Genomic DNA, 22,712 nt, shown 5'->3' on the forward strand with positions numbered 1-22,712 from the left:
CAGGCATGTCTGTAATTTTTCCGAGCGAAGAATGGCTCAAGGGGTTGGAGATAAAATTGAATTCGGATGAGAAGTACCGTGAACTGGCAAAAAATTGGGAAGGCGACTTGTTCTTCAATATTGAGCCCGGCGGAAATTTAAAAGAGCCGCTCACGTTCTATCTGGACCTGTGGCATGGCGCTTGTCGAAAAGTGGAATACATGCCTGATGCATCTGCCTACCCAAGCCCGGCCTTCATCCTGCAGGCATCTTATGAAAACATTACGGCTGTGCTGTTGGGAAAATTGAATCCGATGACTGCCATGATGACAATGAAATTGAAAGTGGCGAAGGGAAACATGGGATACATGATGCGCAATGTGCCGACCGTGCTTGACTTTGTCCGCTGTGCGCAGGAAGTGACTACAGAAATTCTTTAAGCGTGTTACAGGTTGGCTAGTTTGAAAATTTGATGGTCAATCTGTCAACATGTGAACCCTTTAACCTGAAACCTTATGTTGCCAATCCTCAAGATCGATTTAACCAACAATACAACCGAAGAATTCGTCATCCCAAAGGAATGGGAGCGGGATTTTCTAGGCGGCGCATCTCTTGCGGCGCGAATTTTGTATTCAACACTTACAAAAGAACTCGATCCGCTTTCACCTGAATCGCCATTGCTTTTTATCAACGGTCCATTGACCGGTACGAACGGCCCAACCACAGGCCGATTTGTGATCTGTGGGAAGAGCCCTGCCACAAACTTATGGGCAGAATCAAATATCGGCGGCTTTTGGGGGCCCGAACTTCGCAAGGCAGGCTATGATGGCTTGTGGATCACAGGAAAAGCTCAAAGCCCCGTATATCTCTGGATCGAAGAAGGCAGGTTCGAGGTCCGCGATGCGGCGCGTATTTGGGGCAAGGATATATACATTACGCAGGAAATGGTCAAAGAGGAAATTGGAGTCAAAGGCGCGAGAGTCGCAGTGATCGGCGAAGCGGGGGAGCGCGGTATTTTGTTTTCATCCATTTGCTGTGACCACGGGCGCATGGCGGGACGAACAGGCATGGGCGCTGTGATGGGGTCGAAGAATCTCAAAGCTGTTGCCGTTTATGGAAAAAACAAGTTCGAGGTCACAGAAAAATATACGCAGGTGCGTTCTGAAGCCAATCGCACTTTGAAGCAGGATAACGAAGCAAGGATCTTGCATGAACTCGGCTCGTCTGGTGTGGCGAATTATGCGGAATATTTAGGCTCCATGCCATCGAAGTATTATCACAAGGGTTCTTTCGAAGGTGTGGATAATATCTCCGGTTCAAAGATGACCGAAAGCATTCTGACTGGAACCAGTGCATGTCAGGGGTGCGTGATCGCATGCGGGCGCGTGGTCAACCTTGGAGATGGGGTGAAACGCAAAGGCCCGGAATATGAAACGGTCGCCGGGTTTGGGTCGAATCTGCTGATCGATAATTTGAGCGATGTGGTTCGGCTGGGCGAGATGTGCGATAAATATGGAATGGACTCCATCAGCACTTCCAACACGATCGGGCTTGCCTTTCATTTGTTTGAAATGGGAAAGATCACGCTTCAGGATACGGGTGGGCTGGACCTGGCGTGGGGAAGTTTTACCGCTGCGAGACAGTTGATCCACATGATCGTGCGCCGCGAAGGGATCGGTGAAATCATGTCGAAAGGCTCACTCGCATTAGGCAAAGCCTTCGGCGCTGAGGATGAAGCTGTGCAGGTCAACGGACTTGAGGTTGCCTATCATGATCCGCGTGGTGTTTCAGGGATGGCGCTTTCGTATGCCACCAGTCCGCGCGGCGCTTGTCATAATCAATCCGATTATTTCTTTGTGGATTTTGGTCATACCTACGAAAATATCGGAATCAATTATTTCGACCGCCATGCGCAGGCGGAAAAAGCCGCCAATGTAGCCAGACATCAGGATTGGCGCACTCACTTTAATTCCGTGATCATTTGTATCTTTGCAAATGTCCCGCCCGAAACACAGGTGGATTTGCTGAATGCCCAGCTCGGTTTGAATTGGACAACTGAAGATCTGATGAAGTCGGGCGAGCGTGCCTGGAATCTCAAACGCGCCATCAACAATCGTATGGGACTTACCCGCGCGAATGACAAGCTACCCAAGGTTTTCCTTGAGCCTCATCAGGAAGGCGGCGCTGCAGGATTCGCTCTCGATATTGATGGGATGCTTTCAGCGTATTATGAGGCGCGCGGCTGGGATACACAGACTGGCAGACCGTCAAAAGAAAAATTGGTGGAACTGGGATTGCCCGAGATCGCAAAAGACCTTTGGGGATAGCCGTTAACAACTGATAAATCAGTTTTTCAATTTTATGGTTCAACTCGTTTCACCGAAGGCTACTCCTGGGTGAAACGAGTTTTGTTTTGCTGATGGGCCAGTTCCAGCGTTCCGTCGGGCAGAAAATTGGATGCCAGATATTGGTAGGATGGTTCGCGGTCTTCCCCGCCTTCGTTGGTCAGCAATAATTGATCGCAGTAGGCGGCGATGTCTTGAATGATCCTTTCATAGCGATAATAAGCCAGTGCAGCTTGATCAAGATCTGCGTAGCCGTACCCTTCGTAAAACAGATTCTTCCTCTTCCTTTGCGGTGCGTTTGTTGGCGAACTGACCTCCACCTATATACATCAGATCCCGTTCTCTGGGAGCGAAGATGGGATTATCCCAATCGACGATGTACAGCTTGTCGCTGCTGTCGATCAGAATATTGCCTGCGTGAAGATCTGAGTGACACACGATAAATTCTGAAGCTTGGCTTTTGATTTGTTTTGCAAGCAATTCTGTCTGCTGAATCAGGGCGATTATTTCTCCGCTTTTGGATTTCAATAAAGCTGCCACTTTTTGTGCGACAGAATCATTGGCTGGAAAGTCGTCACGCTCAACGCCTGCCAGATAAGATTTTACGCTTTCTCGCCATTGGGAGAAAATGTTTCCCGTTGGATGTTGGCTGTAATTTGGGAAGGAATCGTTTCGTTGTGAATTCTTTTTAGCGCCATACCAAATTCAACCCAGTGGCGAACCGACAGGTCGATTTCATACCCATCACGACCTTCGATGAACGGGTAGAGAATCAACTTGAAAGATGCAAGTTCTGACCACAATCGCCCCGAGTGGTTTGCCAACGGGGCGATAATGTTTGGAATGCCCGCATCGCTGAGGAATTTCGGCAATGTAACCGCGGTCTCCTCAAAATTCCCCATTCTCAATTTTACAAAATATGGTTTTTCATCATCCGCAACAACACGATATACAGCAGTATTCATATCTGCGCCGAGAGGCAGGAATTCGATTTGATTTACGGCCAGACTATGGTTTTCTTTCAAACAGGCGGCGATCTTTTCATCTTGCAGGTCGGGTTTTTCAAGCATGGGAAAGTCTACTTTTCCTCGGCTGCATTCAATCTCCAAACTGCCAGAATGAAAAAGACAATTGCATAACCAGCCAGTGCAGCGCAGGGTATCAAAACCGATTCGAATCCCAACCCGCGTGCGACGATGTTTTCAAACCCGTCCATGCCCCAAGCCACTGGGGAAATGTGACCGATGGTCTGAAAGGTCTTGCCGGTAAATTCAAGCGGAACCCATGCGCCTCCCAAGCCGGAAAACACAAACATCGGAACGAGGGAGAAGGTGATGGCTTGTTCTTCTGTGCGTGCCAGAATCCCGATCAACAGGCCCATGGCTGAGATGCAAAGCGCTGCAGTGAAGGCCACCAGCAACGTCGCTGATGGCAGGCGCAGATAATTAACCTGTAATGCGAATTGACCGAAAATGATCAGGATGATGAATTGGGTAAAGATCAACAGAAAGATCGCCAGAAAATGTCCAAGTACGATATGGATTCGGCGCGTGGCGGTGGTCAGCAATCGTTGCAGGGTGCGAGATTTCCGCTCGGTGACGATAACTTGTGCCGCAGTCAACAGGCCTGCAATGGCAAATTGCAGCATCATGCCCGGTGACGTGTGTGCCAGTGCATTGTTCTCTCCGCCTTCTTCGATAACAAGGCTGGAAGTTTCTTTGATGGCAATGGGCGGCTCGTCCCATGCGGCCAGCATTTCATCGAAGGCATAATCAAATGGCACGCCTTCCAACTCAAATTGCTCCATGATGGCTGCGGTGCGTACAGCGCCGTCCACGCGGCTGGCGGCGGTGAGGATCTCTGCTTCGATCGTTGTCCATGCCTGGGTGCCTGTATCAGCCAACACCGTGAGACGAATCGTTTTATCCTTCAGCACCGCCCTGCCATAGCCATCTGGGACGATAATGGCGGCGGCGAGTTCTCCATCTGCAACCAGTTTTTCAAGGTCAGATGCAGAGCGAAATATATTTTCATCGAGTCGGATCACTTCTGATTTATCGAGCAGGTCATGCAGTTCGTCGGTCACCCAATTGTCATCCAGCGAGATGTACCCAACGGGCACACGCGAATCAGATTCGTTGCCGCCAAACCCGCCGAAGGCATAGCCGAACAAAAATGTAAACAGGATCGGCATGATCAGAAGAAACATAAAAGTCTTGAAATCACGCGAGAGCTGCAAGAGGTCTTTGAATGCAATATCGAGAATGCGGATCATGGCTGGCTCCTACGTGTACCGTCTGTTGAAACGCCACACACCAATGGCAAAGAATGCCGCGCTCCACAAAAACGAGACCAGCACCGTTAAGGCCACATTGTTGAATGACTCTCCGCCCATGGCCTGCATAAGTCCGCGTATTGCCCAGCCCTGTGGCACCAGCAGGGAAATGGTATCTCCCATTTTATTGGCAATGGCGGAATTCATGGCAAAGATCTTGATCATACCCATCATGCCGGTTACGGTCAAAATGCCGCCGAATAAAACACCTCCCTGCTTCGTGTCTTTCAAAAATGAATTTACGAAGACGCCGAACGATGATGCGCTGACGATGATTCCAATCGCCATCAAGGCCACGGATGCAAATCCGCCCCATTCAATTCCAAAGATCAAATGCGCGGCGATCAGCAGCACAATGATCTGCACCGAAACGGTCATGAACACAGACAGGAACTTGCCCGTCAAAATGGTCGCTTGTGAAGTGGGCGTGGTGAACAGGCGCGGAAGCGTTCGTTCCTCTTCCTCTTTGAGAATGCTTTGCGCGGTGGATGTGCCGGTGTAATAGGCGTAGAAGACCATCATTCCGCCCATGATCGGACCGATGATGCTTAGTAATAGATTCTGATTTTCAGCCGCATCATTTTTTTGACCGTCGACTGGATTGCGCACGTCAAGCAGCTCCACCTCTGGATCATCGTTCTCTGCCAGTGATACTTCGAGATATTGATCCACCACCTGCCCGGTCAGGAAAAGCTGTTCAGGCTCCGCTTCGTCCACGAAAAAATTGACAGCGATCTTCACTCCAGACATCCCATCCATAAAACGGTTGAGAATTGAGCGCATGATGGCGGGGCCGAGTGTCAGTGTGGGATCCTGATAAAACTCGATCACAGCCTTGCCGTCCACATCGGCAAATTGATGGGAGAAATCGGTCGGGATGATGATCGCCACTTGTGATTCTTGATTGTCCACTGCGGTGCGGGCAGTTTCGGCGCTCGGCACAAGTGTGATCTCGATCAGGTCAGCCATGTCCTCACTTTGCAGAATACTGACAATGAGGTCGCCCATTGAGTCGGCTTCTTTTCCGCCAGGGATGTTTTTGGGATTGACTTGAAACTTGGGTCCGCCTTCATCGAGGTTGGCGATCACGACCTGGGTTTTTGGCAGGGTAAACCCGCCCTCGTCGGCGATGTTGCCGAACATGAAATAGAACATACCGGTGACAAGCAGCGGCACACCGAACATAAAAATAACGGCGAATGTACTGCGGAAGGAACGCGTCATGTCTTTCAGAGCGATGTCGAATGCTTTCATGACTTCATCCTCAATCGCGAAGGGCGCGCCCTGTCAGGTGCAGGAAAACAGCTTCGAGGTTTGGCTCGCTGATATTTACCGAGGTGATTCGCGCTGAGTGTTTTGTTGCCGCTTCGAAGAGGTGGGGCAATGTCAGGTTGCTGTCCTGTACCAGAACGCTGATCAGGCTCTCGTCGGATGTGACTCGCGATACTCCTTCGGTTTCCTTCCACGCGGCCATGACTTGGTCGGCATTTCCATTCAAGGTTAGGTCGATGCGTGTTTGCTGTCCAACCATTTTGACGAGTTCATCATGTGTGCCGTGCGCGATCAACTTGCCGTGGTCCATGATGCCGATATGGTCGGAGAGTTCCTGCGCTTCCTCCATGTAGTGCGTGGTGTAAAGCACGGTCATGCCTTCGTTTTTTAACAGCACCACGCTGTCGAGAATATTGCGCCGCGATTGCGGGTCGATGCCGACCGTGGGCTCGTCCATGTAAATGACTTTGGGTTTGTGCAAAAGAGCCACACCAATGTTGACACGGCGTTTCATGCCGCCCGAATATTTGCCCACCCGTTCGTTGGCGCGGTCGCGCAGGCCGATGACATTCAGCACTTCATCCACGCGAGTTTTGAGGGTCGAGCCACGCAAGCCATACATCTTTCCCCAAAAACTAAGGTTTTCGCGCGCGGTCAGGTCTTCGTATAATGCCAGGTCCTGTGGAACTACGCCAAGTACGGATTTGACCCCCATTGGGTCAGTGCTGATGGAATGTCCCATAATGTTTGCATCACCATCGTTGGGGCGCAGAAGACAGGAAAGCATGGAGATGGTTGTTGTCTTGCCTGCCCCGTTCGGACCAAGCAAACTGAATATTTCACCCTGGTTTACATTGAAACTAACGCCTTGAACTGCATGATTTTCCCCGAAGGACTTTTTCAACCCCAGAACTTCAATTGCTGCTGAGTTATTCATTTGATCTCTTCACCTTGTTTGTATCTATGTCTTTAACCAGGCAAGTGCGCTGGGTCTGTCGAAAAATACTGAGGCTTGATAGCCATTATTTCGACAAACAGTTTCGTAAAATTTCAAGTTTGTTGCGAACCTTTCCGGGACCACCAGCGCCATCCTGAATTGATGGGGAATTCCAAGTTCGGCATATCGTTTGGGAAGATTGTAAATATCCAGTGTGGCGAGGGCATCTCCACTCAGGTTGCTGTGGTCAAGCAGACAGCGCATGCAGTGATGCTTCTTGATAAGCACGGATCCTTCGTTACGCATTATTGTTGCTGAATCGATATCGAGAACTCCGCTGGTCTCAATAAAGATAATGTGTTCGGCTTCATCGTAGGACATTTGCCATTCCATAAAAGACCTCGTTGATTGCGCCATGTGTGGTTTGCAAATGTTCTGCCGAAACAATCTTCTTCGACCTTGCAGGTCTTATTTATCGTGTCGTATTGATGATTAACACTTATTATTCTAATCCCAATCCGGCATGGATAGAATGGTCTTTAAAGATTTACTGGATGGCGAAGGAAGAATGCGAATCATTATATAATGAAAATTATCACTGTTTCAACAGGCAGTTCTGGAGGTTGTATGAAACTTGTCACCGTTAATCAAATGCGTGCCATTGAAAAGGAAGCCGATGCCAATGGAGTCTCGTATGCTCAATTGATGCAGAATGCAGGCCGCGGCCTTGCGGAACTTGTCCATGGGGTGGGGCAGGAAAATGGCTGGGACAGGATCACAGCTTTGGTGGGTCCGGGCAACAATGGTGGTGATGCTCTTGTCGCGCTTACATGGCTGGCGCAAGCTGGCTGGACTACGCATGCACATCTTGTTAAACGCGAAGCAGGCGATGATGACCTGGTGATGACTTATCTTTCCGTGGGCGGGGAAGTGACCGACTCGGGGGATTCGCAATCGCTGGTGGAATTTCTTAATGAGTCCGATGTCCTTTTGGATGGGCTGCTTGGGACCGGGATCAAACTTCCGCTTAAGAAAGAGGCGGCGCTTGTCCTCGAAAGTGCAAAAAATTTCATGGCTGAAATGGAACTTCCGCCATTCGTCGTTGCGGTGGACTGTCCGTCGGGCATTGATTGTGATTCAGGTGAGGCCGCCGATGAAACCATTCCCGCCGACCTCACGATCACGATGGCGGCCGTCAAACAAGGATTATTGAAACTGCCTGCGTTCGAATTTGTTGGCGAACTGCAGGTTGTGGAAATTGGTTTGCCTGATGATCTGAGGTCGTGGAATGAAGTGAAAGTTGATGTTGCTGATGATGACTTCGTTGCGGCGTTGCTGCCTGAACGAACACCCGCTTCACACAAAGGGACATTTGGTACGGCTTTCGTTGTAGCTGGTTCCACCTCGTACACAGGCGCTGCCCTGCTGGCTGGGACAGCCGCCTATCGAATCGGCACAGGTCTTGTGACCTTGGCAGTGCCCGAACCGTTGCATGCCGCGCTCGCAGGTCATTTGCTTGAAGCCACATGGGTACTGCTTCCACACGAAAATGGATTTATTTCAGAAAGAGCGCATGAACTCCTGCTGGAAAACCTGAAGCGTGCCACTGCGATTCTAATTGGCCCCGGTCTGGGAAGTTCCGCTTCGACGGAGAAATTTATTGAAGGCGTTCTCCCTTCGATAAATTTGCCAGCCGTCATCGACGCGGATGGATTAAGACATATTGCACACCTAAAAGACTGGCATAAAAAATTATTCGATGTTGCCGTGCTCACACCGCACCCCGGCGAAATGTCGGCATTGACCGGGCTTTCGACGGAAAAAATCCAAGGCAACCGTGAAGAGGTTGCAGTCAGTTATGCCAAGATGTGGGGACATGTGGTCGTTTTGAAAGGTGCATTTACAATCGTCGCTTCCCCAGATGGGCATCGAACGATCATCCCCGTTGCCACACCCGCTCTTGCACGCGCTGGGACGGGCGATGTGCTGGCCGGGCTTATCGTTGGCCTCCGCGCTCAGGGACTTTCTGCATATGATGCCGCGATTGCGGGAGCGTACATCCATGCCCGCGCGGGTTTGCTTGCCGCTGACGCGTTCGGTACAACCGCATCCGTTTTGGCGAGTGATGTTCTGGATATGGTTGCAGATGTCATCGCTGAATTGGAATGACTTTTGATTGGCTGCAATAAAAAGAGGCTTTCCATTTGGAAAGCCTCTTTTACAAAACTTGTTACAGACTAGCTGTTCATGAACGCTTCAAGGTTGTCCTTGCTGATGCGGAAAGCCTTGCCGACTTTCTTTGCCTTCAAGCTGCCGTCCTTGATCGCCTCGAGGATGTCATCCTCGGTGACTTTCATCACTTGAGCGGCTTCGGCAGGGGTCATGATATCGGCCATCTTTGCACCGCCAGAAGCACCTGCTCCGGTGTTCTGCATGCCGCCTTGAAGCGCCTGTCCCATCAAATTGCCGATGCCCATTCCAGCGCCGATGCCAGCCGTCAGGCCAGCGCCGCCGCTCTGATTGTTTGCAGCTTCGCGCATTGCATCCGCCGCCTGCAATTGCGAGTAGGTGGCTACATCGAGATAACCTGCATCGCGCAGTTCCTGAGCAGATTTCTGGCTTGGCTTGAGGCTGCCGACATAGAATGTCTTGAGTGTAAGCCCGAGCGCTTCAAAGTCATCCTTCGCCTTTGCTCGAACCGCCGCGCCGATTTCCTCGACCAGGCCGCTCAATTTGCTTCCAATGTTGGGAGTCTCGCCGAGTACATCACTCAACTTGGAAACCAGCATCGTCCTCAAGCGTTCCTCGATCTCAGACGTGCGGTATGAGCCAGCCGCCCCAACAATCTGGGTCACGAATTGTTGAGGATCTTTCACCTGAAAGGAGAACGTTCCAAATCCCTGGAAAAAGAACCATCCCAAACCCACGCCGGGAGTCTGAACCGGGATCGCTTGGGGTGTGCCCCATTTTTCGTTGGCAAACTCCTTGCGCGAGACGAAATACACTTCTGCAGGAAACGGTGTGCGGTCATTAAAGGCCTTGCCAATATAATCAATCAGCAGCGGAACATTGGCCGTTGCGATGGTGTGGCGACCCGGTTTGAACACGTCCAGAGCATTGCCGTCACGGAAAAACACCGCACTCTGGCTTTCCCGAACGATTACTTGAGAGCCGATCCGAAAATCACCAATACCCTCCTCCGGGAAACGATGAACGATCTCATTGCTCATCTCATTGGGATATTCAATAACATCAAAAATTCTAGCCATGTATCTCTCCTTTTTGATTACATTCTGAATCAATGGTCAAATTATAGTCTAACCGACTTTTGGGTACAAGAACCGTTTGTCTTATTTTTATACGTGAGATTGCTTTAAAAGTCTCAAAGCTCCTTGGGAGCAGCCATGGGTTTGCCGCTGCCCTTGTCTCGCACCATCAGCACTTCGGCCATGATGCTCACTGCGATCTCCTCGGGCGTTTCGGCTTGCAGTTCCAGTCCCATCGGGGAGCGTACTTTTTCGATCAATGCATCGCTCACACCTTTTTCCTTCAATGCCTTGACTGTGGTCGCCCACCTTCTTTTTGACCCGATGACACCGACGTACGCCGAATCAGTTTCAAGCAGACTCGGCAGCCCCACCGCGTCCACACTGGACCCTCGGCTGGTTACGACCAAATAGGTTTGTTTCGTCACTTCGAGTTTTTCGACGAGCTTGCCCATCTCGATCGGGTAATATTCATCCGCCCCGGGCGTAGTCTCTGGATTGCAAAATTCCACACGGTCGTCGCAAACTGCCACGCGGAATCCCAGCCACTTGGCAAGATGTACCACAGCCTTTCCGACATGTCCTGCGCCGATCACGACCAAGGTTGGAGCTGGAAAAATGGGTTCCACAAATACCTCCACCTGTCCGCCGCATACGCCGGGGTCACCGCGCGACGGGTCGGCCATTGAATATTCCAGTGATTGCGCTTTTCCGTCCTGTAGAGCTTGCATGGCGGCGCGGATGACGCGATTTTCCAGTTCTCCGCCGCCGACTGTGCCTATGAATTTCCCATCGGGATACACCAGCATTTTGCTCCCCACATGCCTCGGCGTGGAACCTTCGCTCTTGACCACGGTGCATAGCGCGGCAGAGCCGTTATTCTTTTCCAGATCGTGTAAAGCTTGATAAATGGAAGGGGTCATTTTATTTTTCCAACAGACCCAATACGGCTGGAAGCAGCTGCTTCTTTCTTGAGACCACGCCTTGCGCATCACGTGTACCATCTGTCAACGGCGGGTAGGGGAGGTCTTCTAAAATAGCAGGGGCATTGGCTGAAATGAGCAGGCGGCTGGTGCCGCGTACTACATCGGTGACGAGCAGCATGGCAAAGTGCAGCCCACGTTTATCGCGCAGGTCATTCAAGGCATTTTGCAGAGGCTCGATGTGTTCAGTGAGCTGAAGAATATCTGTCACTTCAGCCTGGGCCACAGCAAATTTGAATCCGCCGCCCTCGAAGGGTTTGATATCTGTACTGACTACATCTTTCGGGTCACGGTTCGAGAGGCCTGCGCCGGCGCTGAGCACGGCATTTCCGTAAGTCTCGATCGTCTGGCCCTTGAGCGGACTTCCGCCGACGAAGGCCCAGCGGGATAATCGTTCCGCTGCCACCTTGTCGCGCTGTGTGGTCGTAGGAGATGTCAGGATGAGCGTATCAGACACCAGTCCAGCGAGAAGCGTGCCTGCCAAGGCCGGGGGCATCGAGAGGCCCGCTTCGGTAGTCAACTCTGTAACCAGCGTGGATGTCGATCCCACTGTATCTACTGTGAAGCGGATCGGCTGGTGAGTATAAGGGTTGCCAAGGCGATGGTGATCGAGGATCTCAAGCAGTTCGGCTTCTTCGAGCGCAGCGATTGCCTGACGCGGTTCATTGTGATCAACGAGAATGATCTTCAGGCGCGGCGGGTTGAGTACTTCGCGCTGATTGGCAATACCCACATAAACGCCATGTTCATCCACGACCCAATAGTCGTTGAATTCGTCCCGCAGGATCTTGTTGAGCGAATCGCGGATGTGCGCATTCGACGCATATTTCGGAACTGAGGTATCTGCCGCGCCTTTGCACTGTGCGGCCATCATTTCGCGGACAGTTGTATCGCCCGGGCGTGGGCCGAGGGTGTCACTGAAGTATTTGAAGAGGCTCATCCCGTTGATGATGCCAAACGGCTTGCCATCTTCGTTCACGACCGGCGCGACGCCACCTGTCTTGCTGGCGAGTGTCCATGCGGCGCCGAGCTGCGAATCCGGACGAATGGTATCGAGCCTGCGCATGACGGATTCAAAACGGGGGGATGCGTCGGTCAGCAGTACGGGAGCTTCGAGCCCCACTGTTTTCAGTACCCAGGAGGTTTGCGCGTTCAATGCGCCTGCCCGTGCGGCGATGGTATTCGATCCATCGCGTTCGCGCAGAAGCCAGGCGTATCCCATTGCAGAGGCAATGGAATCGGTATCGGGGTTGACATGTCCTACGACATAAATTTGATCAGGCATTTTTCTTTTCCAATGAATTAAGTTATTTTGTAAAGCGTCTGGCGAATTATATCTCGCCTTGTTCGATTAGTTTTAAAAATACATTGACCACACGTGGGTCGAAGTGCTGGCCAGATTGTTCCACGAAGTACTTAACGGCTTCTTCGCGTTGCCAGGCCTTATTGTAAGGGCGGTCTGAACGGATGGCATCCCAGACGTCGGCTACGGCGAAGATGCGGGCGGCGATGGGGATGTTCTCGCCTTTTAGTCCCTGCGGGTAGCCGCTTCCATCCCATTTTTCATGGTGAGAGTAGGGGATTTCCAACGCCTTTTTTAGAAATGGGATCGGCGACAAGAGCCGATAGGCAATATCTGGATGTTTCTTGATCGTTTCTCGCTCATTATCTGTCAATTTACCAGGCTTATGCAAGATTTCATCTGGAATTGCCATTTTTCCGATGTCATGCAGGATGGCTCCGCGCCGAATGTGCTCGAGTTCTTCGCCTGCGATGCCCATTGCCACAGCCAGCTTCAAGGTCATGTCGGTCACGCGGCGGGAGTGACCTTCGGTTTCCTTGTCTCTTAATTCCAGCGCGCGTGCCCAGCCTTCAAGGGTTGTATCGTAAGCATCCGCAAGCTCCCAGGTGCGGGCGCGGACACGGTCTTCCAACTCTGCGTTGAGTTTACGAAGCTCACGTTCGAGTTCTTTTTGCGCGGTGATGTCGTGCGAGATGTAGATGCGGCCTGTCATTTCCTTGTTTGAGTTGTAAAGAGGCCAGACTGTCAACTCGTAATAGACATGCACACCGCCCAGGTCGAAAGTGGCTTCAGCGCGCGCGTAGGATGTCTGCATGTATTGCTTGATGGGAATTGGAAAATCTGCGAACACTTTCTTTGCAGGTTCACCGATCACATCGTTGGCTGTTTTTCCGAGCAGGGCCAGCATTGAGAGATTGATGTCTACAATATCGTTTTGATTATTAAGGATGACGACAGGTTCGACCATGGCTTCGAAAACTGTGTCACGTGCAATGGGGGTGACATTGAATATACGGAATTGGAACAAGCCCCATGCGATGAAGAGATTGCCGATCGCAGACGTGAATGGATTTGCATCCCGTTGCGGCGTGATGCGGATGTCGAATAGCGTCAGCATAGTGCCGATGATGGGAATGGCAAATCCCAGCAGGATCAATATTGCCTGGGTTCGATACAGGCTGTGGGGCTGAATGATGCGTTGGATTAATACGTAGAGACCCCAAATTGAGATTAAATAGGCATAGAATGCATACCCGTATACAACCGGCGTGAATTCATAGGCTAGTTCCGGAAAAAAAGAACTGGTGATGAGATATGGGTTTTTGTAGACCCAGTGCAGGCTTTCATCTGAGAATAGGATGATCGAGAATACGATGGGGACGATGAACGACAAGCCAAATAGCAGACGGGGATATTTGATCTTGTATTCAGTGTATTGGACGATAAATACAGGCAGGGAAACCAGAATAAAGAATCCCGCGATCCACTGAAAGCCGTCCCAGAAAATCTTGGTCGAGATGTCTCTTGCGACGAGCTCGAGAATGAATCCTGTCAGGCAAAGCGCCTGACCAATGACGTACCACAAAAATGCAAGCGCTCCCCGTGCCTGGCGTCTCGTCAGGGCATAAATAAGGACACTGATAGAGACGAGCAGAGATGCAAGATAGGGAATTAGGTGTGGAATTTCAGTGCGGGCCATGAGGTTGTCTTATTGTATCAACCCGGTGAATTTTCTGGGGATATTTTATATTTCGCCTCTGTTCAGAAGTTCGATAAATATATGTACAATTTGAGGATCGAAATGTTTTCCCGTTTCTTCGCGTAGATAATCGGCAGCTGTTTTTCTATCCCATGCTTTTCGGTATGGGCGGTCGTTGGTTACGGCATCCCAAACGTCAGCTATGGTAAAGATGCGGGCTGTGAGGGGGATTTCCTCCCCTTTCAATCCACGCGGATAGCCGGTCCCATCCCATTTTTCGTGATGACAATAGGGGATTTCAAGTGCCTTCTTTAGGTAGGGAATTTTGGCCAGGAGGTCATATGCAACTTGCGGATGTTGGTTGACAATTTCCCGTTCCGCCTCAGTGAGGGGACCCTGTTTTCTCAGTATCTCATCAGGGATCGCCATCTTGCCTATGTCGTGCAGGATAGTGCCGCGACGGACATCCATTAATTCCTCTTCCTTGATGCCGACGGCGCGTGCAATAATCAATGTTGTTTCTGTTACACGCCGCGAATGACCCTCTGTTTCCTTGTCTCGTAGTTCCAAAGCCTTTGCCCAGCCCTCAAGAGTGGTATTGTAGGCTTCTGCAAGGTTTTCCCCTGCCTGTTTGCTTTCCGTGATGTCCAATATGGATATCAATACCCTGCTCCATGAATCCTCGTGCCCTGGAGCTATTGAGCCTGTGATGATCAAGTGTATTGGAGCGCCTTCCTGGGTGTGGCGCGAGACGGCAAGTTTGTAGTGATCGTTCCCCTCAATGAGAAACAGCACTTCCTCAATAAAACTGTTGTATCCATTCGGATCCACCAATTGACTGATCTCAACTTTTATTGTCTCTATGGTGGTGCTCCCGTACCATTTGGCCGCGGCTGCATTTGCATCCACGACGCGAACCATATTCGTGCATTTTACTGTCTCGTCTGGATGTGCCTTGAAGTAGCTTCTGAAATCTTGTATCCCGGAGGCTCTGAGTTGATCGATATAGATTTTAACTGCAGAGAAATCTTCCTCCAAAAGGGGGATGGGGGAATCCTCAAAGAGAGTCCGATACCGTTTCTCACTTTCCTGTATGATTCTTTCGGCATTCTTGTGCTCGGTGATCTCAACGAAGGACGCGACCCATAATTGCTTTACTGGATGCATGATAATCTCGGCAACGTGCAGGTGGCCGTTTTTGTCCGTTATGTTGTATTCGCGCAACGGGGTGGCGGTTTTGTTTTGCACCGCGCTGGACACATCCATTGCCCATTGCGCAATGACCATTTCACGATACTCGGGGTTGGGATATGCAATCGTCATCCATGCGGAGACAGTGGGCATGTCTGCAATGCTGTATCCATATTGCTCAGTAAATTTTTCATTGACTGTAAGAATATTGCCGTGATTATCAGCGATGCTGATGGGGATGGGCATGTATTCGATCGATTCGCGGAACCGCGCTTCTGAGATGCCCAGGTTTAACAGCGCCTCTTGTAACTCCTTTGTGCGAGTATCAACCCTGATCCGCAGCGATCTGTTGAAAAAGGCGAGCAAGGAAATGATCACCAAGGTAGCCAACACACCCATGCCGAGGTAAAAAATGACCCTGTCCAGAGTTTTTAAATATTGTCTCCCGAACCAGCGGTAATTGATCGTTTGATTTTCCACCGCGCTAATGGAAGAGAATCCTTCATTTACAAGCGCAAGGATTTCTGTGTTGCCTTTTCGGACTGCACGATGAAATTCACCGCCGTACAATGGCTCGGAATAGCTGAAATCATTTAGAATGCCGTATCGTTGCAGAAAATAGATCGCGGGCGGTTCATCCATTACGAAGATAGCCTCGTCTTTTCTTGAGGCGGCCTGTACGATCTCTTCGTAACTGTTGTAATACACCAGGTTTGTTACACCCTGCGCCAGCAAATATTCAGCATTGGCGTCTCCTGCTTTTACGGCAACCTGAAAACCGTTTAGATTGCCCACATTTGCGATCCCCGAGAGGGTTGCTGGAAAATAAGCCCGTACCGTGATTTCAGCGTAGGGTTCCGTGAAATCAAAACTCTCTGCGCGTTCCTCTGTGTAGAAGATCGTATCAATTACATCAAACTCTCCGTTTTTTGTACGTTCAAGCGCTTCCTCCCAGTGCATCCCATCGATCTCCACTTTGACGCCGGTATGTTTCTCCCAAAGCGTCCACTGATCCACGAGAATTCCCTGCATGACCCCGTTTTCATCTTCAAACGCGTAGGGTGGATAATTGTTGTCCATTGCGACACGAATGCTGGTGATTGGTGGATTTGTTGTTATTGGTGTAACAGAGCAGGATGCCAGAATACAGGCGAGTGCAATTGCCCCCCATATATTCATCTTCATTTTGTTCTTATTGCTTTTGAAGATTGGCGACAGGAAAAAATCTCTCACGATTTTCAACGTGGATGTTCTCCAATAATCCCTTATGTGCTTTACTGTAAAGATATTTTACCAACTCCACGACGGTAACGATGTGAGGGTTTCGAATATACGACCTGATAAATAAAAAGGATGCGATTTCGACTTGAAGCTCGCATCCTTTTTATTTATTATTTAATTCCTGTTGACAAACTCTTGAGCGCCTTCCAGACTTTCTCAGGTGTGACTGGGTTATCGTCCACGTTTGCGCCGATGGCATCGAGAATGGCATTGCCGACAGCAGGGGCTACGCCATCCATGGGAATCTCTGCAACGGCTTTCACGCCAAAGGGATGACTCGGCTCGAAGGTTTCGACAAAGATGGTTTCCAGTTCGGGCATTTCATTCGCGCGGAAGAGGTGATAGCGGTCAAAATCGCGTTCGATGGCGTTGCCTTTATCGTCATAGCGCATTTCTTCGCAGACCGCGTAACCGAGGGCCTGCGTCATGCCGCCTTCAATTTGCCCTGAGGCCGTGAGCGGATTGACGATGACGCCAGAATCAACAGCCATTACGAGCCTGTCCACGGTGACCTGACCCGTTTCAGAATCGACGGTCACTTCGGCGAATTGAGCCGCAAACGGAGGGGGCGAAACGGGCGAGACGTAACTTGCCACACCCATGATCTGTTCCTGGTAATTCTTGTGCAGTGAATCCAGAGCAATTTCAGCCATTGAAACCGAACGACCATCGGGGGCAATGGCTTGGCGATTTTCCAGTTTGATATCTTCGTGTTTATCCAACTTTAGCATCATTGCCGCGCGGACCCTGACTCTTTCTGCCACGATCTTGGCCGCGTTGACTGCCGCCGTACCTGAAATGTACGTGGTGGAAGAAGCATACGCGCCTTTGTCGAACGGTGTGAAATCGGTATCGGATGAATAGCAGATCATATCTTCAACGGGCACGCCCAACACTTCGGCAGCCATTTGTGCCAGCACCGTATCAGAGCCAGTGCCCAGATCCGTTGCACCAACCAGCAGGTTGAATGATCCGTCGTCGTTCATTTTGATGGAGGCACCGCCCATATCGAGGTATGGAATGGCTGTGCCTTGCATCACCATCGCAACGCCGATTCCTTTGCGGACGGACGAAGGACGACGGACGGTGGACGGTCTACCATCTTCGGTCCATCGTCCAGCACGCCATTCCTCATTTCCAAACTTATCATCCCAATTGATCGCAGCGCGGCCTTGAGCTACACATTGTTCGAGGCCGACAGTGTGAATGATTTCGGGCCTTGGTTCGCGGCCTTCATTCCATGCGGTTGAAAACGGATGGTACTCACCAGAGTGAATGGCATTCTTCAAACGGAAATCGATCGGGTCGAAACCCATGGCACGCGATATTTTTTCCATGTGACGGTCAAGCGGCCAGTAGCCTTGCGGCACACCGTATCCACGGAATGCGCCAGCGGGTGGCGTGTTGGTGTAAACCACATCCGCATAAAAACGGATGTTGGGCGCCTTGCGATATTCTCCATCGCCAACGTACAAGGCCATCGCCTTGTGGCCTGTATTGCCTGTCACGGTCAACGCATGACAGCCGTATGCGCCTGTGTCGGAAAGTGCATACATCGAGTTGGCGGTGATGGTTCCATCTTTCTTTACGCCTGTCTTCATGCGCACACGCATCGGATGACGCGAACGCGCCGCGATAAATTCCTCTTCACGGGTGTATTCGTAAATGACAGGTCGTTTTGTGGCAATGGTCAAATGCGCGGCTACGTCTTCCATCAGCACTTCCTGTTTGCCGCCGAATCCGCCGCCGATGCGCGGCTTGATGACGCGAATGCGCTTGACGGGCAGTCCCAGCACAGGTGCCATCATTCTGCGCACATGGAACGGAACCTGTGTGGAGGTGCGGATCACCAGTCGGTCATCCTCGTCCCAATAAGTCACACAGACATGCGGCTCAATATGCGCCTGCTGTACCTTCGGTACTTCATATTCGGCCTCGAAAATTTCATCGGCTTCGGCAAAGCCTTTTTCAACATCGCCGATATCAATGCGGATGTGCGCCGCGAGATTTTTCTCTGGATTGGAATCCGCGAAGTTGACATACTCTGGCTCGTCATGAATGCGGATCGGACTCCCCATGGCCTGTCTCGAATCAAGGATTGGAGTCAGCACCTCGTACTCGACCTCGATCAACGAAAGAGCTTTTTCCGCGAGTTCCTCAGTTTCAGCCGCGACGAACGCCACGCGGTCGCCAACAAAGCGGACCTTTTTATCGAGTGAAAACGCATCCAGCGGTCCAGGGATCGGGTCCGATTGCCCCGCTGTGGAATAGACCACACGCGGTAAATCTTTCCAAGTCAACACAGCGGCGACGCCTTCGAGCGCAAGGGCTTTGCTGGCGTCAATATTTTTGATCAGGGCATGTGCATGCGGCGAGTGTAAAACTTTTGCGTGGAGCAACCCGCGTTTTTCGAAATCGGCGGTGAAGGCGGGTTTGCCCTGCACCAGTTTGACGGCATCCACTTTGATCTCAGGCTTGCCGACCGTTTGCCAGGTCTGGCTTTCGGGTGTGACCACTACTTTTGGCCGAACCTGCACACCCGTCAGGTTTGAGGCGGGGGCGTCACTTTGAGGAGAGTCATCTTTGGGCGTTCCGAAATCCCAGTTGATGGAATTCCAATCCAGCGGCGTATCGCCCCTGATTTCCGCAGCGGCTTTCAACACGGCTTGCACAGGTTTGAGATAACCCGTGCAGCGACACAACACACCCGAAATGGCCTCGCGTACTTCCGCCTCACTCGGATTTGGATTCTTTTCAAGTAACGCCTTTGCGGCAAGGATCTGTGCGGGCGTGCAATATCCGCATTGAATCGCGCCTGTTTCAACAAAAGCCTTCTGCAACGGATGCAAACCATCGGTGATCTTCCAGCCTTGCTCGGGATGTTCACCAAGTGCTTCGATGGTGGCAATGTCGTGGCCTTCGGCTTGTGCGGCCAGGAGCGCGCCCGCGTTGACTGGTTTGCCGTTCAGCAAAACCGTGTCTGAACCTGAAAGGCCGCCTTCATCGCCGAATTTGACCCCGTGATAACCCAGCCCGCGCAACGCGGCAAGCAGGGTTGTGGCTGGAGCGGTATCAATGGCGTGCTCAATTCCGTTGACCTTGAGTGTGATGTTCATGTGAACTCCTTGATTCACCGCAGATAAAAAGATTTTTTAAGCATCCAACTTTATCCGTGTTTATCTGTGGTTGAAAATTTTTACAAAACCTTTGTAACCTTCAAGCCAGCTTTTGAGCCTTCGATGGCGGCCTGTGACCCGATCACTGCGACCGCTTCAGATTTGGCGGCTTTTTCCAGTACCTCGCCGAATGAGATGAAGTCTTCGCCGTTAGTGGAGAGGATCTCGTCACGCTTCTTCTGGAGCATGGCATCGGTTTTGCCCGTCAGGTGGCGCATCATGGAAGTGTAGCCTTTGGCGTCGGGCAATTGATAGGTGTCGAGGTCGCCAATGGCAGCGATGATGGCCTTGGTGAGTTCGTTGTCGTTGAAGAGGTTCGGGTCGAGATTCTTCAAGTACCCAGCCGCGTTGTCGTAATTTTCGAGGGTGGTGTCGAGGTTGGGGTCGCGATAAGAGAGGAAGGAAAATACGCCAGAGTTTTCGTCAAAGACGCAGAATCCGCCATAGGCGCCGCCCAACACGCGGATCTTTTCCCAAAGATAGGCCATGCGCAAATAGCCTGTGATCACATCGGCAGAGCCATCGAATTCGTAGCCGAGGTCGTAGAGATTGGCGGCCTTGCCCACGTAGTTAACCTGCGCGGGGATGGTGAGGCCTTCCTTTTCAGGGCTGGCTTTGATATCGAACGGTTTGAGAGTCACCTCCTTATCGGGCAGGGCGAAGATGAAATTCTCAAGGCGCGGTTTGAAGGCGGCCCAATTTGCCGCATCGAGAGTGACGTTGCAAATGAGTGACCTGTTGTTGATGAGCGCATCGCGCATGGTTTCGAGCTTCTTCAAAACCGACGGCCATTTCTTGTCGATGTCTTTGGCGAGTTCGCGCAGGGCAAAGAGGTAGCCGATGCCGCTCATCTGGTCATTGACCCAGCCCGAGCCGCCGAATTGTGCGCGCACGCGGCGATTGGCGAAGATGTGCCCGCCAGGGACCAGCCCCGATTCCACGCCTGATTTTTCCTCCAGCACGATCTGCTTGAGGCGTTCGCGGTTGTCGAATTTTGTCGTAAGAAGGATGTCTTTCAGGATGTTCAACATCTCGGTGGACTGGTTCATCGTGGCCTTGCCGCGGATGAACAACTTGCTGACGTTCTCTTTCGACCCGTAGGCTGTGGTGCTGAGCGAGTCGCCATAGATTCCGCCTGTGCTTTTTCCGATGCGCTGCGAGAGTTTGACGTAATCCTCGGTTTCCGTTCCCATTTCGAGCAGGGCACGGGCGAAGATCTCGGTCAACGGCAGGTATTCCTGCGGCATGGCGTGTAAATCGAATCCGAGATCGAGATAGACAATGCCGTTGGTGAACAGGTCGTGATACAGCACTTGTGTATCCTGCAATTGCGTGACTTCAATGGGAATGGATTTATTTTCTTTTTCGAGGTCTTTCAATTTCAACACAGGCAGGGTAGCGACCGCTTCGGGCGCATTAGGTGTCTCCTGCATGAGTTTGAGATTCTTCGTATTTTTCACCATTTCAGCGATCTGCTTGCCATCCAACGACTCGCGGATCTTTGTCAATCGCGCTGACTCTTCTTCTTCGAGACGGCGAGCAAGCTCGGGGTCGGGTTTGAGTCGCAGCGTCGTGCGGTGCGGATTTTCCAGCAGGTGAGTCTTAATCAGCCTTTCGAAATAACGCGGGTCGGCGGCGAGTCGCGCTTTGATCTCGTTGAGGGTGGCTTCGAAGCCAAGCAATTTGAACGGGTCTTCGTCGTCGTGGATCCAGGTGGTGAGCACGCGGCGCATGAGCGCAATGCCGCGCGGGAACGAGCCTGTGTTGTTTTCACGCAGGCGGAATTCGGCGGTGTTAACCGATGCAGTGATCATGTCTGGGTCAATGCCGTCACGCACGAGCGCTTCGAGGGTGTCGATAATCAATCTCTCGATTTTCTTTGCATGGCGGGCGCGTGTGCCTTTGAGGCCTGTGGAGAAGATGAGATGACGCAATTCGGTTTCGAGGCCAAGCCCCGCGAGATCTTCGCCGAGGCCTGAATCGAGTAGGGCCTTTTTGAGCGGAGAAGCAGGTGTGCCGATCAAAATGCTGCCGAGAATGCGCAGGCTGAAATTCAGAATCGGATCGGTGGTTTCAGGCAGAGCCCAGTTGACCACGAGATAATTCTTGGATTCGATGTCGGTGTCGCTGCCTGCGTCATAGCTGTATTCCACTTTCTTGGCACGTTTGAATGGCTTGGCAGGCTTCACGGTCGACTTAACTTTTTTGCGCTTGTAAGATTTGAGGTAACCTTCCATCAATTTCAAACGAGCGTCGGGGTCATCATTTCCGTAAAAGAAAATGAACGAGTTGGACGGGTGATAATAATTTTCCCAGAAGGCTTTGAAATCTGCGTAAGTCAGGTCGGGGATGTTGCGCGGGTCACCGCCTGAATCGACGCTGTAGATATGCTTCGGGAAAAGCGATTCGATGATGCGGGTTTCAAGCACGCCTTCGGGTGAAGAGTACGCGCCTTTCATTTCATTGAAGACCACACCCTTGTAGGTGAGCGGCTCTGCTGGGTCATTGATCTCGAAGTGCCAGCCTTCCTGCATCAATGTTTGCTCAGTGATGAGCGGATGCAACACCGCATCCATGTATACGTCGATCAGGTTGTAGAAATCCTGCAAGTTTGGGCTGGCGATCGGGTAGCAGGTTTTGTCTGGAAATGTATTTGCGTTGATGTAAGTTGCCAGCGAACCCTTGAGCAATTCCACGAAGGGTTCCTTCACGGGGTATTTTTCGGAGCCACCCAACACCGAATGCTCGAGAATGTGCGCCACACCCGTTGAATCTTTTGGCGTGGTGCGGAAGTTGATGCCGAAAACCTTGTTCTCGTCATCGTTGATGATGGAAAGCAATCGCGCGCCCGTGCGCTTGTGCACGTACAGCTTTGCGGTGGAATTTAATTCGGAAACTTGTTCTTCCTTGATAAGGGTAAAAGCTTTAGACATTATTTCTCCTGT

At 51.3% G+C, this 22,712-nt stretch carries 17 protein-coding genes; 4 read left to right on the top strand and 13 right to left on the bottom strand.

Annotated features, from left to right (window positions below):
* Positions 1-5 precede the first annotated feature (5 nt).
* Together IPI86_RS19425 and IPI86_RS19430 are read left to right on the top strand one after the other, a co-directional pair.
* Positions 6-419, top strand: a complete 414-nt coding sequence (locus tag IPI86_RS19425) for an SCP2 sterol-binding domain-containing protein (protein WP_345299673.1) — start codon at positions 6-8, stop codon at positions 417-419.
* A gap of 75 nt (positions 420-494) precedes the next feature.
* On the top strand, positions 495-2,306 hold the full coding sequence (locus IPI86_RS19430) for an aldehyde ferredoxin oxidoreductase family protein (RefSeq protein ID WP_345299674.1): 1,812 nt from the start codon (positions 495-497) through the stop codon (positions 2,304-2,306).
* A 59-nt stretch (positions 2,307-2,365) separates the two neighbouring features.
* Here the strand turns inward: IPI86_RS19430 and IPI86_RS19435 are convergent, their stop codons facing one another.
* From IPI86_RS19435 to IPI86_RS19460, 6 genes are all read right to left on the bottom strand, one after another.
* A complete protein-coding gene (locus IPI86_RS19435) occupies positions 2,366-2,644 on the bottom strand; it encodes a hypothetical protein (protein WP_345299675.1) in 279 nt (92 codons plus the stop codon).
* 282 nt (positions 2,645-2,926) lie between these two features.
* Positions 2,927-3,394: a hypothetical protein gene (locus tag IPI86_RS19440; protein WP_345299676.1), complete on the bottom strand. Its 468-nt coding sequence runs from the start codon at positions 3,392-3,394 to the stop codon at positions 2,927-2,929.
* A gap of 8 nt (positions 3,395-3,402) precedes the next feature.
* Complete coding sequence (locus IPI86_RS19445; RefSeq protein ID WP_345299677.1) at positions 3,403-4,599, bottom strand: ABC transporter permease; 1,197 nt, start codon at positions 4,597-4,599, stop codon at positions 3,403-3,405.
* Between the two features lie 9 nt (positions 4,600-4,608).
* Positions 4,609-5,913: an ABC transporter permease gene (locus tag IPI86_RS19450; RefSeq protein ID WP_345299678.1), complete on the bottom strand. Its 1,305-nt coding sequence runs from the start codon at positions 5,911-5,913 to the stop codon at positions 4,609-4,611.
* A 10-nt stretch (positions 5,914-5,923) separates the two neighbouring features.
* The gene (locus IPI86_RS19455; protein WP_345299679.1) at positions 5,924-6,868 is read right to left on the bottom strand and encodes an ATP-binding cassette domain-containing protein; all 945 of its coding nucleotides are present in this window, start codon (positions 6,866-6,868) and stop codon (positions 5,924-5,926) included.
* A 24-nt stretch (positions 6,869-6,892) separates the two neighbouring features.
* Positions 6,893-7,261 carry a hypothetical protein gene (locus tag IPI86_RS19460; protein ID WP_345299680.1) on the bottom strand — a complete coding sequence of 123 codons (369 nt, stop codon included), beginning with the start codon at positions 7,259-7,261 and terminating at the stop codon, positions 6,893-6,895.
* A 234-nt stretch (positions 7,262-7,495) separates the two neighbouring features.
* Between IPI86_RS19460 and IPI86_RS19465 the strand changes: the two genes are divergently transcribed.
* A complete protein-coding gene (locus tag IPI86_RS19465) occupies positions 7,496-9,037 on the top strand; it encodes an NAD(P)H-hydrate dehydratase (RefSeq protein WP_345299681.1) in 1,542 nt (513 codons plus the stop codon).
* 68 nt (positions 9,038-9,105) lie between these two features.
* Here the strand turns inward: IPI86_RS19465 and IPI86_RS19470 are convergent, their stop codons facing one another.
* The 5 genes from IPI86_RS19470 to IPI86_RS19490 form a co-directional block, all read right to left on the bottom strand.
* Complete coding sequence (locus tag IPI86_RS19470) at positions 9,106-10,137, bottom strand: SPFH domain-containing protein (protein ID WP_345299682.1); 1,032 nt, start codon at positions 10,135-10,137, stop codon at positions 9,106-9,108.
* 113 nt (positions 10,138-10,250) lie between these two features.
* A complete protein-coding gene (locus IPI86_RS19475) occupies positions 10,251-11,057 on the bottom strand; it encodes an XdhC family protein (protein ID WP_345299683.1) in 807 nt (268 codons plus the stop codon).
* Between the two features lies 1 nt (position 11,058).
* Positions 11,059-12,402, bottom strand: a complete 1,344-nt coding sequence (locus IPI86_RS19480) for a DHHA2 domain-containing protein (RefSeq protein WP_345299684.1) — start codon at positions 12,400-12,402, stop codon at positions 11,059-11,061.
* 46 nt (positions 12,403-12,448) lie between these two features.
* Complete coding sequence (locus IPI86_RS19485) at positions 12,449-14,119, bottom strand: HD domain-containing phosphohydrolase (protein WP_345299685.1); 1,671 nt, start codon at positions 14,117-14,119, stop codon at positions 12,449-12,451.
* 45 nt (positions 14,120-14,164) lie between these two features.
* A complete protein-coding gene (locus IPI86_RS19490; protein WP_345299686.1) occupies positions 14,165-16,390 on the bottom strand; it encodes an HD domain-containing phosphohydrolase in 2,226 nt (741 codons plus the stop codon).
* On the opposite strand from IPI86_RS19490, the gene IPI86_RS19495 reads away from it, so the two are divergent.
* Positions 16,383-16,571: a hypothetical protein gene (locus IPI86_RS19495; RefSeq protein WP_345299687.1), complete on the top strand. Its 189-nt coding sequence runs from the start codon at positions 16,383-16,385 to the stop codon at positions 16,569-16,571. The two genes, IPI86_RS19490 and IPI86_RS19495, sit on opposite strands and share 8 nt — an antisense overlap.
* Positions 16,572-16,701: 130 nt before the next feature.
* Here IPI86_RS19495 and IPI86_RS19500 read toward each other — a convergent pair whose 3' ends face one another.
* Together IPI86_RS19500 and IPI86_RS19505 are read right to left on the bottom strand one after the other, a co-directional pair.
* Entirely contained in the window at positions 16,702-19,707 is a 3,006-nt protein-coding gene (locus IPI86_RS19500; protein WP_345299688.1) for a molybdopterin cofactor-binding domain-containing protein, read from the bottom strand.
* 80 nt (positions 19,708-19,787) lie between these two features.
* Positions 19,788-22,700 carry an insulinase family protein gene (locus IPI86_RS19505; RefSeq protein WP_345299689.1) on the bottom strand — a complete coding sequence of 971 codons (2,913 nt, stop codon included), beginning with the start codon at positions 22,698-22,700 and terminating at the stop codon, positions 19,788-19,790.
* Between the last annotated feature and the right edge of the window lie 12 nt (positions 22,701-22,712).

It is taken from the genome of Candidatus Villigracilis affinis (assembly GCF_016705895.1).
In the GTDB taxonomy this organism is placed as follows: domain Bacteria; phylum Chloroflexota; class Anaerolineae; order Anaerolineales; family Villigracilaceae; genus Villigracilis; species Villigracilis affinis.

What these genes read in the sequence shown, in the direction of transcription:
- IPI86_RS19425 (WP_345299673.1), top strand. Translation starts at nt 6, where the DNA reads ATGTCTGTAATTTTTCCGAGCGAAGAATGGCTCAAGGGGTTGGAGATA.
- IPI86_RS19430 (WP_345299674.1), top strand. Translation starts at nt 495, where the DNA reads ATGTTGCCAATCCTCAAGATCGATTTAACCAACAATACAACCGAAGAA.
- IPI86_RS19440 (WP_345299676.1), bottom strand. Translation starts at nt 3,394, where the DNA reads ATGCTTGAAAAACCCGACCTGCAAGATGAAAAGATCGCCGCCTGTTTG.
- IPI86_RS19445 (WP_345299677.1), bottom strand. Translation starts at nt 4,599, where the DNA reads ATGATCCGCATTCTCGATATTGCATTCAAAGACCTCTTGCAGCTCTCG.
- IPI86_RS19450 (WP_345299678.1), bottom strand. Translation starts at nt 5,913, where the DNA reads ATGAAAGCATTCGACATCGCTCTGAAAGACATGACGCGTTCCTTCCGC.
- IPI86_RS19455 (WP_345299679.1), bottom strand. Translation starts at nt 6,868, where the DNA reads ATGAATAACTCAGCAGCAATTGAAGTTCTGGGGTTGAAAAAGTCCTTC.
- IPI86_RS19460 (WP_345299680.1), bottom strand. Translation starts at nt 7,261, where the DNA reads ATGGAATGGCAAATGTCCTACGATGAAGCCGAACACATTATCTTTATT.
- IPI86_RS19465 (WP_345299681.1), top strand. Translation starts at nt 7,496, where the DNA reads ATGAAACTTGTCACCGTTAATCAAATGCGTGCCATTGAAAAGGAAGCC.
- IPI86_RS19470 (WP_345299682.1), bottom strand. Translation starts at nt 10,137, where the DNA reads ATGGCTAGAATTTTTGATGTTATTGAATATCCCAATGAGATGAGCAAT.
- IPI86_RS19475 (WP_345299683.1), bottom strand. Translation starts at nt 11,057, where the DNA reads ATGACCCCTTCCATTTATCAAGCTTTACACGATCTGGAAAAGAATAAC.
- IPI86_RS19480 (WP_345299684.1), bottom strand. Translation starts at nt 12,402, where the DNA reads ATGCCTGATCAAATTTATGTCGTAGGACATGTCAACCCCGATACCGAT.
- IPI86_RS19485 (WP_345299685.1), bottom strand. Translation starts at nt 14,119, where the DNA reads ATGGCCCGCACTGAAATTCCACACCTAATTCCCTATCTTGCATCTCTG.
- IPI86_RS19490 (WP_345299686.1), bottom strand. Translation starts at nt 16,390, where the DNA reads ATGGACAACAATTATCCACCCTACGCGTTTGAAGATGAAAACGGGGTC.
- IPI86_RS19500 (WP_345299688.1), bottom strand. Translation starts at nt 19,707, where the DNA reads ATGAACATCACACTCAAGGTCAACGGAATTGAGCACGCCATTGATACC.
- IPI86_RS19505 (WP_345299689.1), bottom strand. Translation starts at nt 22,700, where the DNA reads ATGTCTAAAGCTTTTACCCTTATCAAGGAAGAACAAGTTTCCGAATTA.